The organism is Mesorhizobium sp. J8, assembly GCF_016591715.1.
In the GTDB taxonomy this organism is placed as follows: domain Bacteria; phylum Pseudomonadota; class Alphaproteobacteria; order Rhizobiales; family Rhizobiaceae; genus Mesorhizobium.
This window is the reverse complement of the sequence record NZ_AP024109.1, coordinates 1,061,523-1,077,571: the sequence shown is the minus strand read 5'-3', so window position 1 is coordinate 1,077,571 and position 16,049 is coordinate 1,061,523. Positions and strand designations below refer to the sequence as shown.

Sequence of the window (16,049 nt, the reverse complement as noted above, 5' to 3'; positions counted from 1 at the left end):
ACTCGTAAAGTCATCTTGTTTCGTAGCGGTGGAGAAAGACAATGCCAGACAGAACCGATGCGCCTTCGATGAAGATCGACGGCTTCCTGAAAGTCCCGGACATCAAGGGTCCGAGCAAGCGCGACGGCCATGAGGACGAGATCGAGATCCATGGCGTCGATTACAAGATGATCGCGCCCTACGATCCGAATTCGCTGTCGCGGCGCGGCCGCGTGTCGATGGGTATGATCAAATTCTTCAAGCACTACGACAAGTCGTCGCCCTACCTGAAGAAGGCACTGTTCGAGAACAAGGCGCTCGACGAGGTGGTGTTCTCGGCCCGCCGCACCATCGACGGCGAGACGAGCGACTATCTGGTGGTGACGCTCACCGACGCCTCGATCATGGAATACGACATGCGGCAGGCGCACGACGAGCCAGACCTGATCGAGGAAGAGGTCAGCTTCGCCTACAAGAAGATCAAGTTCGTCTACGACAAGGACGACGAGATCGAAATGGACGTCTATGTCGGCAAGTGAGGCCAAGCGGCCGGGCGCGAAGGCGCAGCTCGCCGGCAGCTCTCGTGCAAAGCGCGAGGCGGTCCAGCCCTCCCTCTGGGACCGCCTCGTCAACGATCTGCCCGGGCTGACGTCGGAGATCGACGGGCTGCGCCGCCTGCTGGATGAAGAGCTCGGCGCCGAGCGCGTCGAGGCTCTTCTTGCCGGCAGCGCGCGTGCCATCGATGCCGATCCCGACCTTACATCCGAGCAGAAACGGCGCCTGCACCGGCTGGTGTTCCAGACCGAGCATCGCGCCGAAATCGAAAGCCGCGGCGTGGTGGTGTCGGCGCGCGTTCTGCGCGAAGCCGTCCGGCGCGACATCGAGGCGCTGTTCAACACCGAGCGCTTCGAGTCCGTGCCGATGCTTTCCGATGCCGAGCACGAACAGCCCCTGGATGAGCTACCGTCGCTCGCCGATTTTCCGGAAGTGCGCCGCAGCGTCGTCAATTACGGTGTGCCCTCCTTCTCCGGCCGATCGTCGCGGGATTTCGACCGCGATACCCTGGCGCGTGAGATCCGCGCGGTGCTCGCCACTTTCGAGCCGCGTCTCAAGGAGAGCGCCACGACCGTCAACGTCACGCTCGGCGACAAGAGCGTCGGCCTCAAGATCGAGATCGACGCCGTGCTGATCATGACGCCGACGCCGGAGCGCATGCGGCTGCGCACCACGATCAATCTCGACAACGGCCTGGCGCGAACCGAATTCCGGGAGACCTGAGATGGATCGGGTCTTCGTGGAGTATTACGAAGAGGAACTGACCCATATCCGGGCGCTGGCCGCGGAATTCGCCGACATGCATCCGGCGGTCGCCCGCAACCTTTCCCTCGACACCGTCCCCTGCCCCGATCCCTATGTCGAACGGCTGCTCGACGGTGTGGCCTTCCTTGCAGCGCGCACGCGGCTCAAGGTCGACGCGGAGCGCTCGCGCTTTTCGCGCGCCGTGCTCGACGTTCTCTATCCGGACCTGGTGTCGCCGGCACCCGCGACGGCGATGGCCGTGCTGAAACCTGGACAGCAGGTGCAGTCGATGATCGCCGGCCACGCGGTCGCGCGCGGCACGCGGCTGGTCTCCGGCCTGCATCCGGGATTGTCGACACGGTCGACCTTCACCACCGCGCAAGAGGTCATGCTGTGGCCGATCGCGATCACCTCGGTCAGCTATTTCCAGGACCGCAGCGCGCTGGCCGCCGCCGGCATCGCGCAGGTCGGCGGCGTGCGCGGCGAAGCGGCGTTCCGCATCACGCTCGCGCGGACCGGCAAAGGCAAGCTCAGCGAATTGTCGCTCGACCGCCTGGACCTTTATTTCGCGGGACGCAGCAAGGCGCCGCTCCTCTTCGACGCGATCTTCGGCGCCTGCTCGGCCGCCCTGGCGCGGGCGGAAGGCAAGACCGATCCTCTCACGGCGCTGCCCGAACCCGAGATGATCGGGATCCATGACGATGAAGCGCTGATGCCGCGCACACGCCCGACCTTCGAGGGGTACCGGCTGCTGCGCGAATATTTCATGATCCCGGAGCGCTTCCATTATGTACGCGTCCCCGGCCTGCAACCTGTGGTGCGCAAGTGCGATGCGGGATTGGAGATCATCTTCCTGTTCCGGCGCCCGGTGCCGGAACTCGCCGATGTGACGGTGGCCGATTTCGAACTTTTCGCGACGCCGATCATCAATCTCTTCGAACGCGAGTGCAACGTCATCGAGATCGACCCGCGCCGGACGCGCCAGGTGCTCCATGCCGACCGCACGCGGGCGCGCGACTTCGAGATCTTCCGCGTCACCCGCGTTGAGGACGCCGATGCCGAAGGCAGCGATGCGGTCATTCCCGAATTGTTCAGCCTGGGGCAGAACCGCGGCAGCGGCTGGGTCTATTCAACGGAGCGGCGTCCGCGCCGGGCAACGGAGGACGAACGGCGCGACGGCCTGACCCGCACCTCCTACACCGGCGACGATGTCTTCATCGCGGTCTCGCGCCCGGCGGGAAGCCCGGCAAACCGGCCGCCCAAGCGGCTCGACGTCATGGCGCTCTGCACCAACCGCGACCTGCCGATCCTGGACGACACGCCGACGCTGACGCTGGAGACCGCCGATCCGGTGGAAGCGGTGCGGCTGCTCGGCGCGCTGCGGCCGCCGCAGCCGGCGATCCCGGCAGCGCTCCCGGCCGGCGCGGAAGGCGAATCCCGCGCCGACAATCTCGCCTGGCGCCTGGTGGCGCAGCTCTCGCTCAATTTCCTCAGCCTCGCCAAGGAAGGCCGCGGCGTCGATCCGCTGCATGCCTTGCTCGACCTCTACGCCGATCGCGGCGATCCGAGCCTTGCCCGCAATGTGCATTCGATCACCCGCATCGACTCGCGCCCAGTGATCGAGCGGCTGCAGATCGACGGGCCGATGTGCTTCGGGCGCGGCACGGAAGTGACATTGCATGTCGACCAGTCGGTGCTGGCGGGCCAGAGCACGTTGTTGCTTTCGGCCTTGCTGGCGCGGCTGTTCGCCCGTCATGCCGGGATAAACGGTTTCGTGCGGACGCGTACGCGGCTGCTGCAGAAGCAGGAGGATGTGCCATGGCCGATGACGCCCGGCAATCGCTACCTGATCTAGCGCGGCCGGCCCCGACCGAGGCGGAGCCGCTGTCGGAAGGGTATGACTTCTTCGAGCTGTTGCGCCGGCTGGAGCAGCGGCGCGGACTGTTCGGGCATTCCGGGACGGCGGAGCGCGAGCCGGCAAGGCTCGGCCAACATGTGCGCCTGAGCTTCACGGCCCGGGATGTCGTCAAATTCCAGGATGCCGGGGACAAGGCTCCGGCAAGGGTGACCGTCGCCAATCTCGGCCTGCTCGGGCCGGAAGGGCCGATGCCGCTGCATCTGACACGCTGGGTGCTCGACCGGCTGTCGCAGCGCTGGTTCACCGGCGCCGAAGCCGAGCAGACCAGCGACACGACCTTCGTCGATTTCGTCAACATCCTCCAGCACCGCATGATTGCGCTCTATTACCGCGCATGGGCGGACGCGCATCCGGCGGTACAGGTCGAACGTTCGGTCGGCGGGCGCGTGCGCGCCATGCTGGAGGCCATGGCCGGCATCGGGCTTCCCGGCACGCGGGACCCCGAGCTGGACACCGTGCGGCTGCGCCAAGCCGGATCGCTGGCCAACCAGGTCGACGGCGCCGAGCGGCTGACGCTGTTTCTCGCCACCGCCTTCAAGGTGCCTGTTGAGATAAAGGAATTCGTCGCCGCCTGGATCACCATTCCGAAGGCGCTGCAGAGCCGCATCGGCAAGGCTTATGCGTCGCTCGGCGGTGGCGCGACGATCGGGCCGCGCGTCTTCAGCCGCCAAAGCCGGATCGAGTTGCGCGTCGGCCCGCTCGGCCTCGACGATTTCAAGTCCTTCCTGCCCGGCGAACGGCGGCTTGCCCTGTTCAAGAAGGCGGTGCGCGACATGATCGGCGAGGCCCTCGACGTCGATCTCAGGATCGTTCTCGCGCGCGACGCAGTGCCCGCGCCGAAGATGGGGGCCATCCAGCTCGGCCGGACGTCCTGGCTTTCGCGCCCGGCCGAAAAGGGCGACGCCGACGATCTCAGGTTGCGCACCATCGTCGGCTGGCGGCCGGACATGGCGGAGGCAGCCGCATGAGCCTGCTGCTGACCCTGGAACAAGGCCCGCGCTCGCAGGTGGTCAGGCAAACCCGGCTGGACGAGGGCGAGCTGGTGATCGGGCGCAGCGCCGATGCCGGCTGGCAGATCGACGATCCGGACATGTTCGTCTCGCGCGCCCATTGCAAGATCAGCGGCGGCCGCGACGGCTATTACGTCACCGACACGTCGAGCAGCGGATTGTTCATCGACGATTCCGACAGCCCGCTCGGCACCGGCAGGTCGACACGCCTGCGGAGCGGCATGCGTCTGCGCATGGGCGACTACGTGCTTCATGTCGAGGTGCAGCCCAGCGCCGGCCATACCTCGATCGGTCAGGCGCCGATCGCCAACGCCGCGCCGGCATGGTCGTCGCCGCAGGCGCGGACGCCTGCCAGCCTCGGCGGCGACGACTTCTTCTCGGCCAAGATCGAGGAGGAGCCGCAGCGGCCGCGCCCGGCAGGACTGCCCGATCCGTTCGAGCAGCCCGTGCCCGGAGCCTACGATCGCGCCTCCAACCAGCGCAGCTCGCCGGCCTTTGACGACCCGTTCAGCCTCGATCCGGTGGCGACACCGGCCTCCAACGAAGAGCACGCCGCCGACCGGCCGGACCCATTCGGCTTCGGTGACATGCCATCGCGCAGCGATATGCCCGAGCCTGCGTCGAAACCGTCCGGTTTCGACGATTTCAGCTTCGGGCCAGCCGCGACGCCTGCTTCCGGCCACGGCGCCGATCCAACCGATCGCGTCGAGCAGCCCGCCGAGAAGCCGAAGGCCGCCCGCCCTTGGGAGATGCCTCCTGCCCCGCCATTTCGCCCCGTTTCCGCGCCAAGGCCGTCACGTCCGACGCAGCCGGCGCCGAGCGACATGGCGCTGCGCGCGGCATTCCTGCGCGGCATGGGCGTCGAGGAGGCCGATTTTCCCGGGCGCGATCCGATCGCCGAAATGGAGAAGTTCGGGCGCGAATACAGGCTGATGCTCGACGGCCTGATGCAGCTCTTGCGGAAGCGAGCCGAGGAGAAGGGCAGCGCGCGCGTCGCCCAGACTGTGGTCGGATCTTCGGAAGTCAACCCGCTCAAATTCCTGCCGACGGTCGAGGATGTCATCGTCACCATCATCGCCGAACGCAGCCCCGGCTTTCTCTCCGGCGAGGCGGCGATCAGCGATGCGGTCAAGGATCTCGCGCAGCATCACGTGCGCGCCTGGCGCGGCGTGCAGGCGGCGCTTCGGCGCATGATCGACCGTTTCGATCCGGCCGTGATCGAGGAAGAGCTCAAGTCCAATTCCGCGATCGGCAATCTGCTCGCTGGCGGGCGGAACGCCAAGCTGTGGGAGCTCTACCAGAAACGCCATCGCGATATCGCCCAGAGCGCGGAATCGAGCTTCCTGGGCGAGATCGGCGCGGACTTCAGGGACGCCTATGAAGAGGAGTAGGGACATGATCGACAGACGCGAATTCATCGTTGCCATCGGCGCCACGGGGCTGCTTGCGGCTTGCCAGAGCGGCCCGCCGAAGCCATCGGTGATCTCGGTCAACGTGACCGGCGGCGCCGGCATGAATCCGGGACCGGGCGGCGGCGACAGGCCGGTGACCGTGCTGGTGATGCGGCTTGCCAGCACCGGCAAGTTCAATTCGGCCGATTATTTCGCGCTACAGGGGGGCGCCAGTGGGGCGCTGGGGGCCGATCTGATCGGCATGGACACGATCTCGGTGGCACCGGGCAAGACGGCGGCAAAGACCATCACGGTCGAGCCGAACGCCACGGCGCTCGGCTTCGTGGCGCTGATCCGCGAACCGGGCGGCCGCAACTGGCGCACGACCAAGTCGGTTTCGCCAGGGTCGAAATTCACCATCAATGTCAGCCTCGGCAAGGGCGGCATCTCCGCCTAGCGAACCGACGACAGGGCAGTGCAGAGAGCAGTGGCATGAGCGACGCAAACAGGGTGCTGTGGTCCGAGGGACTCTTCTTGAGGACCCAGCACTTCCAGCAGCAGGACCGGTTCTTCGAGGGGATGGTGCGCGGCGCGTTGCAGGCCGGCCAGCTCCACACGTTCGGCTTCCAGCAGCTGACGCTCGACCAGTCTCTGCTCGACGCCGGCCAGGTGTCGATCGTGTCCGCCCGGGGCATCTTCCCGGACGGCACGCCTTTCTCCATCCCGGAGCTGATGGACGCGCCAAAGCCATTGCCGGTGACGGCCGACACCGGCGCCGGACCGGTGCTGCTCGCCCTGCCGCTGGAGCCGCCCGGCGGCGTCGGGTTCGATCCGGCGCATGCCGCGTCGACAGGTGCGCGCTATCGCGGCAAGATTGTCCCGGTGCGCGATGCCGTGCAGGGCGGCGCCGATCCGGAAGACATCGAAATCGCCCGGCCGCAAGCGGTGCTTCTGGCCCCCGGCAAGTCGGTTGGCGGCTACACGGCGCTGCCGATCGCCGATGTCATGGGCGTGCGCGCCGATGGCGGCGTCTCGCTCGACCAGGCCTTCCTGCCGCCGACGCTGATCACCGGCGCCGTGCACTGGTACCGGCAATTGCTGCAGGAGGTCGTCACCGGCCTCGACCAGATCGCCGAGGCGCATGGCAAGATGGTGATGGGCGGTGCCGGCCGCAGCGTCGAGGACCTCTTGATGCTGCATCTCGCCAACGCCGCGCGGCCACGTCTTGCCCACATGCTGGCGCAGGATGTCTTCCATCCGGCCGAGCTCTACCTCGAGCTTGCCGGCCTCGCCGGCGAGATGGCCACCTACGGCTCGAGCTCGCGGCGGCTCGGCGAATTGCCGGCCTACGACCACATGGCGCCCGGCCCCGCCTATATGGCGCTTGCCGACGCATTGCGTTCGCTGATCCTCAGCCTGCGCTACATCGAGCCGAAGTCGCGTGCGCTGCCGGTCATGCGTCACGCGACCAATGTCTGGAAGGTGCGCATCGACAATCCGAAGCTGCTTGTCGCCAGCCGCATCGTCATCCGCGTCGGCTCCGAGCTTTCGGAAGACGCACTGCGCAAGATCTTCGTCAACCAGGCGACGGTCGGCTCGGCGGACCAATTCGAGGGCCTGTGGAAGTCGCGCCTGCCGGGCATTCCGCTGAAGCCGCTACATTCGCAGCCGCGCGAGATCCCCTATGACGGCGACCGTCTGTGCCTGGAGCTCGACCAGAAGAGCGAGCATTGGGCCTCGCTGCTCGATGCCCCCGGCTTCGTCATCGGCGTTTCCGGCGTGCTGCCCAGCGAGCCGCAGGTCGACTGCTATTCGGTGAACAGGTGAGGCCATGAGCCGGGATGATCCTTTCGGACTGTCGGAGGATCGCGAGCGCACACGCATCCGGCTGACGGGCGCCACGCCCCGGCCGATGGCGCCGCTGGCGCCTGGCGCGCCGGTCAAGCGGGCGCGTTCCCACCCCAACACGCTCATCAACATCTTCGCGCCGTTGCTCGAATTCGCGCCCGAGCTCGAGAGCGCGGTGGCGCCGGAGAACCCGGAAGTGATGCGCACGCGCCTGCTCGACGAGTTGGTACGGGCGCGCGACGCCGCTGTTGCCGCGGGCTCATCGCTGGAGCGCGCCGACCAGGCGGCCTGGGCCGTGGCGGCCCTGCTCGACGATCTCGCGCTCAACACGCCGTGGGGCGGCGCCAGCGCCTGGCCGCGCCAGCCGCTTGTGGTGATGCTGCGCGGCGACGTCGATGCCGGTACCCAGTTCTTCACCCGCCTGGACGAGTTGGAGCGCCATCCCAATCGCGACCGCGAAATGCTGGAGCTGCAATATTACTGCCTGGCGCTCGGGTTCCGTGGCAAGTACCGGGTGCCCGGCCGGGCCGGCGACCGTTCGCTCAATGCCGTGCGCGTAGCGGCGGCACGCTTCCTGCGCAATGCCGACGCCGAGGACGCGCCGCTGTCGCCGAACTGGAAGGGCGTGGTCGCCTCCGACGAACCGCAGCGCTTCATCGTACCGATCTGGGTGATGGCGCTTGCCGCGGTCGTCGTCGCCGCTGCCGCCTATATCGGCCTGTCGATGGGATTGAGCAGCCAGGCGGTCGAGCTCTCCGCGCTGGTGCGCACGCTGCCGCCGGCCTCGCGCGGCGACATCACCCGCGCCGCGCCCAAGCAGGATGCACCCGCGCCCGAGCCCCAACCGGTCGACTTCGCCCTGCTGCCGGAATTCAAGGCCGAAGCGCCGGACAATCTCAAGGGGGCGCTCAGCGGCACCGAGAGCGTCTCGCTGGCCAAGCTTATCATCCAGTCCTCCAATCCCGAGCTCTTCCAATCCTCCCGACCGACACTGACCGAGGGCTATGAGCCGCTGATCGCGTCGATCGCCAAGGTGATCCTGGAAAACAAGGAGCTGATCGGAAAAATCACCGTCGTCGGCCATACTGACAATGTGCGCCTGCAAAAGTCGAATCCGCTGGCCAGCAACCAGCGCCTATCGGAAGCGCGCGCCGAAACCATAGCCAAGCTTCTGGTGCAAGCCGGCGTGTCGCAGGAGAGCATCTCTTCCGAGGGTCGCGCCGAAACCGATCCGGTAGCCGACAATTCCACTCGGGAAGGCCGCGCGCTCAACCGGCGCGTCGAGGTCCTGGTCGAGAAGAGGCTCTGAGATGTTCATCCTGCGCTTCCTCTGGGCGGTCTTCACCTCGCGTTTTCTCTGGACGCTGATCGGCATCGCGCTGCTTTCGCTGCTGATCTGGGTGTTCGGCCCGATCGTGCAGGTCGGCCCTTATGCGCCGTTCGAATCCGACAATGTGCGCATCGCCATCATCGCCGGGCTGATCATCCTGTGGCTGGTCTGGCTGATCATCGCGCAGCGCCGCGCGATCCGCGCCAACCGCATGTTCGTCGCGGAGATCGCAGCGCCAGTTCAGGAAAAGCAGCTCACGCCCGGAGAAGAGAGCGTCGCGGCCGTCGGCGCCAAGTTCGGCGAGGTGATGGCCGAGCTCAAGCGGCGCAAGCTCGGCGGCCGGAAATTCCTGCGCGAGATGCCCTGGTATGTCATCGTCGGGCCACCGGCCACCGGCAAGACCACGGCACTGCGCCAGTCGGGCCTCAATTTCCCGATCGACCTGACCGACGACCTGCAAGGTGTCGGCGGCACGCGCAACTGCGACTGGTTCTTCTCCGAGAACGCGGTGCTGATCGACACCGCGGGCCGCTACGTCCAGCAGGAAAGCCAGCCGGATGTCGACGCGGCGGAGTGGCTCGGTTTCCTCGACCTTTTGAAGAAGCACCGGGGCCGGCGCGCGCTGAACGGCATCATCGTCGCGCTGTCGATCGACGTGCTGTCGGAAGGCGACGAGGCGATCAAGGCGCAGGGCCGGAAAATCCGCCGTCGGCTGGCGGAGTTGAACGACCGGCTCGAGATCCGCCTGCCCGTCTACCTTATGCTGACCAAGGCCGACCTAATCAAAGGCTTCGAGCCCTATTTCGGCGGCTTGTCGACGACGGCGCGCGAGCAGGTGTGGGGAACCACTTTCCCGCTCGACGCCCGCGTCAACGCCGGCACGGTCCAGGCGGAGCTTGCTAAGCTTGCCGCCGAGCTGGAGCGGCGGCTGGTGCCGCGGCTGGAAGACGAGGACAAGCTTGGCCAGCGCGCCGAGATCTTCCGCTTCCCGGCGCAGCTTGCCAGCCTGTCGGAACCGATCCAGGTGCTGGTCGAGGCGATGTTCGGCGAAAGCCGCTATGAGGAGGCCGCCTGGCTGCGCGGCCTCTATCTGACCTCGGCGACGCAGGAAGGCGCGCCGATCGACCGGCTGACCGCGGCGCTGTCGTCATCCTTCGGGCTGCCGCCGCGCCGCGCCATGCCGGCGGCGCGTGTCGAGAAGCGCAGCTTCTTCCTGCGCAACCTGCTCACCGAAGTCATCTTCAAGGAAGCCGGCCTCGGCACATTCGATCCGCTGGCGCAGCGTCGCCGCACCTGGATCTGGCGAGGGGCGGCGGCCGCCTGCGCGCTCGCGGCCCTGCTCGCCGGCGGGCTGTTCACCTGGTCCTATCTCGACAACCGCAATGCGATCACCGAACAGGCGGGCCAATTCGAGGCGCTGCAGCAGCCGCTGACCGACGTCGCGGCGATGCCGGCCGCGGTCGAGCAGCCGACCATGGACGGTGCGTTGGCGGCGATGGACGCGGTGGCGGCGGCGCGTACGGCGCCACCGGATGCGGTCCACAATCTGCTCGGCCCGACCGCTTCGGCCGAGCTGGTGCGCGCGCAGACCGACACTTATGAGCACGCCCTGCGCAACGTGCTCGAGCCGCATATGGTCGCGCTGCTGGAGGCCACGATGTGGCGGCAGATCCGCGATCCGGATTTCATGCTCGGCGCGCTGAAGACCTACCGCATGATGACCGGCCTGTCGCAGATGGACACCGATTTCGTCCAGAACTGGTGGGTGAACAGCCTGCCGCAATTCGCGCCCGCGCCGCCCTTCCCGACCGCGGACGCCGAAGAGCATCAGCTTGCCGCGATCCGCCGCATGGCGGTCGACGACAGCTACATCGCGCCGGACAAGGAACTGGTCGCCGAGGCGCTGAAGACGGTGTGCACGATATCGCTGCCGGAGCGCGCCTACAAGCAGCTTCTGGCAGACCCGGAAGTGGCGGCGGTCAAGGAATGGGTGCCGGCGAATTTCGCCGGACCGAACGGCGCCAAGGTGTTCGCGCGCCGCTCCGACAAGACGCTGCGCGTCGGCGTTCCGGGCCCCTACACTTATGCCGGCTTCCATGACGCCATTCTCGACCGCGTCGAGGACGTCGCCGGCCAGGCGGCGCTCGACCGCGCCGTGTTCGCCGGCGGCTGTTCGGAGAATTCGGAGACCTCGGTCTCGGCGCTGTCCGAAGACATCCTGAAGCTCTATTACGACGACTATATCGCGCAGTGGGACTCCTTTCTGCGCGACATGCGGCTGGCACCGCTGACCGACCTCAACGTCGCCAGCGAGAACCTCAAGGATCTTTCCAGCGCCGACTCCGCGCTGAAGCGCTTGCTGACCGCGGTGGTGCAGGAGACCGACCTGACCCGCTCCGACGACGCGTCGGCCAACGACAAGAACGGCGCCAACACCGGCTCGAAGCTTTTGAGCAAGCTCGGCAAATTGGGCAAGGTGGTGAAGACGGGAGCGAAATTGCTGCCTCGCGCGGGCTCGGCCGACCAGGTCGACATGACCGGCAGCCTGGTGGCCGAGCATTTCAAGCCGCTCAAGGGGACGATCGCCCAGGTCGACGGCCAGCCGCCGGCGCTCGACGCCGCCGTCGTGGCGCTGACGGCGCTGTCCAATGTACTGCAGACGGTGACCGCCAATCCCGATCCGCAGGACGCCATCAAGAAGCAGGGTGGCCTGGCCGAGCTGACAGGCGCGGTCGCGAGGCAAGCGCAGATCCTGCCCTCGCCGATCAACGATTGGCTGGGCGGCATTGCCGGCGACACAAGCGGTCTGTCGCAGAAGGCGGTCACCAACGAGCTCAACGCCATCTGGCGCGCCGACATCCTGCCCTTCTGCCAGGCGGCGCTCAACAACCGCTATCCATTCAGCCCGGACAGCGCGGTCGACGTCAATGTGCGCGACTTCCAGCGCCTGTTCGGACCGACCGGGCTGATCGATGCCTTCACCAACGACCATTTGATCAACTATGTCGACACCGCCAGCGAGCCGTGGAAATGGCGCGCCGATTTCGGTCTCGATCCGGCGGCGCTGGCGGCCTTCGAGCAGGCGCGCCACATCCGCGACGATCTGTTCCCCGGCGGCACCGGGCCGGTGATGAATTTCACCCTGGAGCCGAAGGACCTGTCGCCCAACGTGGCGCGGGTGACGCTCAACCTCGATGGCCAGAACCTCGTCTATTACAACAACGCGACGAGGCCGCAGCCGATGACATGGCCCGGCAAGGATGGCACGGGCGTGATATCGCTCGCCTTCCAGCCGGTCGACGGCTCGCCCGAGGTGATGCTCAACGAGACCGGCAGCTGGGCGTGGCTGAGAATGCTGCGCGGTGGCCGCTTCAATGCGACCAAGCTCACCGACGTCTACAGCCTGCGGCTCGGCACCAAGGGGATGTGGGCCGATTTCGAGCTCAAGGCGGCCAGCGTCGAGAACCCCTACACGCTCGAAATGTTCAAGAAGTTCACATGTCCGCCGCAGATCTGATCCTGCCCGGCTTCTACGGCAAGATGCCCGCCGCCGGCGATTTCGTGACCCGCCGGCTGCCGGGCGATTTCGTGCGCGTGTGGGACCGCTGGCTGGCGCAACACATCGTGCCGCTGTTCGGGCTCGAAGCCTGGCCGACGGGCACAGCGCTGCGCTTCCTCAGCGGCCCTGGCGCCTTCGGCGCCGCGGCGGGCATCGTGCTGCAGGGCGCCGATCGGGTCGGCCGGCGCTTCCCGCTCAGCGTCGTCGCCCGGCTTCCGGAGGCGCCGCTGAAGCTTGCCTATTGCGATGGATGGTTCGATGGCATCGAGAGCGCAGCCTTCACCGCGCAGCGGGCGGAGCTGACGCCCGACGAGTTGGATGCCGCGCTGGCCGCCTTGCCCGTTCCGCTTGTCGGTGGCGAAGGCGACGTCATCGGCGACCTCGTCATGTGGACGGCGCATACGGATATTTTCGACGTCGATCCGCAGGCGCCGCTGCCGACGCTGGAGCAGATCTTCGCCGCGAGCTGGGAGACCAGCTGATGAGGGTCTGGAACCAGACTGGCTATCCTCACGAATTCACGACGGCGACCGATGTTTCGGGCCACGACTGGCTGGTCGTGGTGGTGAAAGGCACATTCGACTTCCCAACGAAGTCCGGCGAAGCGGCACAAAGATCGACGGACCAGGTTCCGCTGGTGATGGCTGACACGCACACGGGCATTCCCGGACATTCGGCTACATTGTGGGAGACGGATTTCGCTTTCCGCAAGCCGCGCTGCGATGTCATCGCCAACGGCTTTGCCTATGCGCCAAACGGCAGGCCAGCCGAACGTGTGCCGGTCGGTCTCAAGATCGGCAATTGGTCAAAGCTGTTCGAGGTCGTCGGCCATCGTGAATGGCGCTCCATGGGACCGGTGTTTGGCGCCACGTCGCCGCTGCCCTTCCTGAAACTGCCGATTTCCTACGATGTCGCATGGGGAGGCGTCGACGGGCTGGACCCCGAGGACAAGCTGCCTGCCAGCTACAAATCCAACCCCGTCGGCACCGGCTGGTCGCGAACCAAGAATCAACGCCTGATTCCTGGCTTGCGGCTGCCGAACACGCAGGCCATAGGCGAGGAAGTCCGCTCTCCCTTCGGCGACTACAGACCGATGAGCTTCGGGCCGATGGGCAGGGGCTGGCCAGGACGTATCGAATATGGCGGCACCTACGATGACAACTGGACGAACAACATCTTTCCGTTCCTGCCGCCGGATTTCGATGACCGCTATTTCCAGATGGCTCCTCCAGACCAGCAGATCGACCCGCCAAAAGGTGGCGAGGACGTGCAACTGGTAAACCTGACGCCGGATGGGCGAGTGAACTTCCGCCTGCCGCAGACTGCGCTGCCCATGGCGCTGTTCAACGGTCAAAGGAAGTCTCTCGACGCCAACGTCTATCCGGACACGATCCTTTTCGATCCGGAGAATCGCCGCTTCTCATTGGTCTGGCGGGTGTCGCAGCGACTTCACCGAACCATCCTGGACTTTTCCGAATGCTGGATCGGGCCGCCGACCGAAGCGATGGCGCGGGCACATGCCACGGGTCGCGTTTATTCCCGTTCCGATGAAAAGATGTTTGCGCAGGAGATCGAGACGAGGTGAAGCCGGCGCTCGATATCCTTTCGGTAGGCATGGTCACGGCGGTTGGCCTTGACGCGCAATCGGCTTGCGCAGCGATCCGGGCCGGGATCGACGGCTTTCAGGAAACGCGTTTCAAGGACGAGAACGGCGAGTGGTTGATCGGTGCGCCCGTTCCGCTGCCTCGCAACTGGGTCGGCGAGAAACGAATGGCGCATCTCGCCGCCGGCGCCATTGTCGAGGCATTCCAAGAGGTTCCGGAGGCGAGAGGTCAAACTGCGCTGATCCTTTGTGTGGCGGAGGAAGACCGTCCGGGCCGGCCGATGGGAAGCACGCTGCGTCTGCTCGACCGCATATCGGCGATCACTGAAGTCGAGAAACATTCGCGATCACGGGTAATCGCCCACGGTCGACCGTCCGGACACGTGGCGCTCGACTACGCACGCCGGATGATTGCATCGGGCGAAACACCATATGTGATGATTGTCGGCGTCGACAGCTATCTTACCACTTTGGCCACGCGGCACTATCTTAGCGAACGTCGACACCTCACGCCCGACAATCCAAATGGGTTTATTCCTGGCGAAGCGGCGGCGGCGATCCTGTGCGGCCCGCCGAGGCATGGCGGATTTCGGCTGATTGGACTGGGTCTTTCGCGCGAGCCGGCCTCTATCTACAACAAACAGGACTTGCCGCTCAGGGCAGATGGAATGACGGCGGCCTATCGCCATGCGCTGGGTGAAAGCGGGATAGAGATGAACCGCCTTGGCTACCGGATCTCGGACCTCATCGGCGAGCAATATTGGTTCAAGCAAACGGCGCTGGCATCGATACGACTGGTGCGCAATCCTTGTCCGCCCCAGGATTTGTGGTCACCTGCGGAGACGCTTGGCAACATTGGTGCGGCGGTGACACCCCTGATGGTAGGGATGGCATTTATGGCGGCAAGAAAGAACTATGCGACAGGCAACCCCGTGCTTGTCGAAGCTTCCAACGACGTCGGCGCCTGTGGAGCCGCCGTGCTGGTCGCGAGGGCTGCGCGGTGACGGTCTTTGCCAATGGACTGGAGGTAGCCGCGAAGGCCCAGGGCAACAAGGTTATCGCGGCATTTCCAGACGTTTGTTTCACGCCGCCCGAAAATCCCGCGACACCGCCGGGAGTGCCAATCCCGTATCCGTCGTTTGGAACGGACTCCGATACCGAGAACGGGACCGGAACCGTCAAAATTGGCGGCGAGAACATCACCCAAAAGGACAAGTCGGATTACAGCAAGACCACGGGCACCGAAGCAGGAAGCGCGGCCAAAAAAGGCGTCATCTCATCCACCAACACCAACAAGGAGTACGCGCGGGCGTGGTCAAGCAACGTAAAGGCGGACGGTCTTCCGGTCAGCAGATTCACTGATATCTCGACCAACAATCATACAAGCAGTCAGGTCGGAAACACGCCTCCGCAGCCCAAGGTGGGGCAACCAGGACCAGGCAGCGGATCGGCGCCGAAGACGAAATGCCCTTGTTGCGGGGCAATTCCGGCGCATGCCAACCAGGTTTCAGCAAGCGGCGAAATGTGCGAGCAGACAACTGAAAATGAGTACTATAACGACCGCATGGAGAAGGCTGATGCCAAGATCCAGCAGATCGAGGAAGATTTCGCCGCCGGGAAATTGTCAAAAGAAACCCATGCCGCAGCCTGGGGCCAGTACCAGAAAAGAAAAAAGGCTCGAAAGACCATAGCCGATGCGAGGGCTTCTGGCTCGAAATGCAAGAACCTTCATGATCCGCCCGATAAAGATTGCGGAATTCATTTCAAAGGCACGAGAAGTTATTCCGAGATAATCAAAGCTGAGGATCCCGCGGAACTTGCGAACATCGAAGCAAAGGCGAATGCTAAATATACGGATCCAAAGGAAATTAAGGCCGCTATACACAAGGACGTAAAGAAGCATGTACGCGAGACAATTCTTGGCTTCAAAGGCGCAAAGAAAAACGACATTAAAAGGCGAGATGGCCCGGGTCAGGTCAATCACAAGACCCCCCTGGACGCCGGCGGGTGTCCGACCTCACCCGACAATTTGATTTCAGACGGCGCACTGCCACCGGAGTGCAAGGAAATCGACACCGCCCAAACAACACTGCAAGACATATCGGATTGACA

13 protein-coding genes are annotated in these 16,049 nt (G+C 65.4%); all 13 read left to right on the top strand.

The genetic code is table 11. The features are described 5' to 3' along the window. The first annotated feature begins 68 nt into the window (after positions 1-68). Genes MJ8_RS05040 through MJ8_RS04980 form a run of 13 tightly spaced genes read left to right on the top strand, consistent with a single transcriptional unit; the run spans position 69 to position 16,047 of the window. Positions 69-518, top strand: coding sequence for an Hcp family type VI secretion system effector (locus MJ8_RS05040; protein ID WP_201415310.1), 450 nt, complete (start codon positions 69-71; stop codon positions 516-518). Then, positions 505-1,257, top strand: coding sequence for a type VI secretion system baseplate subunit TssE (gene tssE, locus MJ8_RS05035; protein ID WP_201413362.1), 753 nt, complete (start codon positions 505-507; stop codon positions 1,255-1,257). Before MJ8_RS05040 ends, tssE begins: the two co-directional genes overlap by 14 nt. A gap of 1 nt (position 1,258) precedes the next feature. Next, positions 1,259-3,133, top strand: a complete 1,875-nt coding sequence (gene tssF, locus MJ8_RS05030) for a type VI secretion system baseplate subunit TssF (RefSeq protein ID WP_201413361.1) — start codon at positions 1,259-1,261, stop codon at positions 3,131-3,133. Beyond that, a complete protein-coding gene (gene tssG, locus MJ8_RS05025) occupies positions 3,097-4,164 on the top strand; it encodes a type VI secretion system baseplate subunit TssG (RefSeq protein WP_201413360.1) in 1,068 nt (355 codons plus the stop codon). Before tssF ends, tssG begins: the two co-directional genes overlap by 37 nt. Beyond that, positions 4,161-5,597, top strand: coding sequence for a type VI secretion system-associated FHA domain protein TagH (gene tagH / locus MJ8_RS05020; protein ID WP_201413359.1), 1,437 nt, complete (start codon positions 4,161-4,163; stop codon positions 5,595-5,597). Before tssG ends, tagH begins: the two co-directional genes overlap by 4 nt. Positions 5,598-5,601: 4 nt before the next feature. Continuing rightward, positions 5,602-6,054, top strand: a complete 453-nt coding sequence (tssJ, locus tag MJ8_RS05015) for a type VI secretion system lipoprotein TssJ (protein WP_201413358.1) — start codon at positions 5,602-5,604, stop codon at positions 6,052-6,054. Between the two features lie 35 nt (positions 6,055-6,089). Beyond that, on the top strand, positions 6,090-7,424 hold the full coding sequence (tssK, locus tag MJ8_RS05010) for a type VI secretion system baseplate subunit TssK (RefSeq protein ID WP_201413357.1): 1,335 nt from the start codon (positions 6,090-6,092) through the stop codon (positions 7,422-7,424). A 4-nt stretch (positions 7,425-7,428) separates the two neighbouring features. Continuing rightward, complete coding sequence (gene tssL / locus MJ8_RS05005) at positions 7,429-8,754, top strand: type VI secretion system protein TssL, long form (RefSeq protein ID WP_201413356.1); 1,326 nt, start codon at positions 7,429-7,431, stop codon at positions 8,752-8,754. Between the two features lies 1 nt (position 8,755). Continuing rightward, positions 8,756-12,292, top strand: coding sequence for a type VI secretion system membrane subunit TssM (tssM, locus tag MJ8_RS05000; RefSeq protein WP_201413355.1), 3,537 nt, complete (start codon positions 8,756-8,758; stop codon positions 12,290-12,292). Further along, positions 12,274-12,816, top strand: coding sequence for a type VI secretion system-associated protein TagF (tagF, locus tag MJ8_RS04995; RefSeq protein WP_201413354.1), 543 nt, complete (start codon positions 12,274-12,276; stop codon positions 12,814-12,816). Before tssM ends, tagF begins: the two co-directional genes overlap by 19 nt. After that, positions 12,816-13,919 (top strand): DUF2169 domain-containing protein, encoded by a 1,104-nt coding sequence (locus tag MJ8_RS04990; protein WP_201415309.1) that lies wholly within the window; start codon positions 12,816-12,818, stop codon positions 13,917-13,919. The genes tagF and MJ8_RS04990 overlap by 1 nt, the downstream gene beginning before the upstream one ends. Beyond that, on the top strand, positions 13,916-14,941 hold the full coding sequence (locus MJ8_RS04985) for a 3-oxoacyl-ACP synthase (RefSeq protein ID WP_201413353.1): 1,026 nt from the start codon (positions 13,916-13,918) through the stop codon (positions 14,939-14,941). The genes MJ8_RS04990 and MJ8_RS04985 overlap by 4 nt, the downstream gene beginning before the upstream one ends. Further along, positions 14,938-16,047: a DUF4150 domain-containing protein gene (locus MJ8_RS04980; RefSeq protein WP_201413352.1), complete on the top strand. Its 1,110-nt coding sequence runs from the start codon at positions 14,938-14,940 to the stop codon at positions 16,045-16,047. Before MJ8_RS04985 ends, MJ8_RS04980 begins: the two co-directional genes overlap by 4 nt. The last annotated feature ends 2 nt before the right edge of the window (positions 16,048-16,049 follow it).

What these genes read in the sequence shown, in the direction of transcription:
- MJ8_RS05040 (WP_201415310.1), top strand. Translation starts at nt 69, where the DNA reads ATGAAGATCGACGGCTTCCTGAAAGTCCCGGACATCAAGGGTCCGAGC.
- tssE (WP_201413362.1), top strand. Translation starts at nt 505, where the DNA reads ATGTCGGCAAGTGAGGCCAAGCGGCCGGGCGCGAAGGCGCAGCTCGCC.
- tssF (WP_201413361.1), top strand. Translation starts at nt 1,259, where the DNA reads ATGGATCGGGTCTTCGTGGAGTATTACGAAGAGGAACTGACCCATATC.
- tssG (WP_201413360.1), top strand. Translation starts at nt 3,097, where the DNA reads ATGGCCGATGACGCCCGGCAATCGCTACCTGATCTAGCGCGGCCGGCC.
- tagH (WP_201413359.1), top strand. Translation starts at nt 4,161, where the DNA reads ATGAGCCTGCTGCTGACCCTGGAACAAGGCCCGCGCTCGCAGGTGGTC.
- tssJ (WP_201413358.1), top strand. Translation starts at nt 5,602, where the DNA reads ATGATCGACAGACGCGAATTCATCGTTGCCATCGGCGCCACGGGGCTG.
- tssK (WP_201413357.1), top strand. Translation starts at nt 6,090, where the DNA reads ATGAGCGACGCAAACAGGGTGCTGTGGTCCGAGGGACTCTTCTTGAGG.
- tssL (WP_201413356.1), top strand. Translation starts at nt 7,429, where the DNA reads ATGAGCCGGGATGATCCTTTCGGACTGTCGGAGGATCGCGAGCGCACA.
- tssM (WP_201413355.1), top strand. Translation starts at nt 8,756, where the DNA reads ATGTTCATCCTGCGCTTCCTCTGGGCGGTCTTCACCTCGCGTTTTCTC.
- tagF (WP_201413354.1), top strand. Translation starts at nt 12,274, where the DNA reads ATGTCCGCCGCAGATCTGATCCTGCCCGGCTTCTACGGCAAGATGCCC.
- MJ8_RS04990 (WP_201415309.1), top strand. Translation starts at nt 12,816, where the DNA reads ATGAGGGTCTGGAACCAGACTGGCTATCCTCACGAATTCACGACGGCG.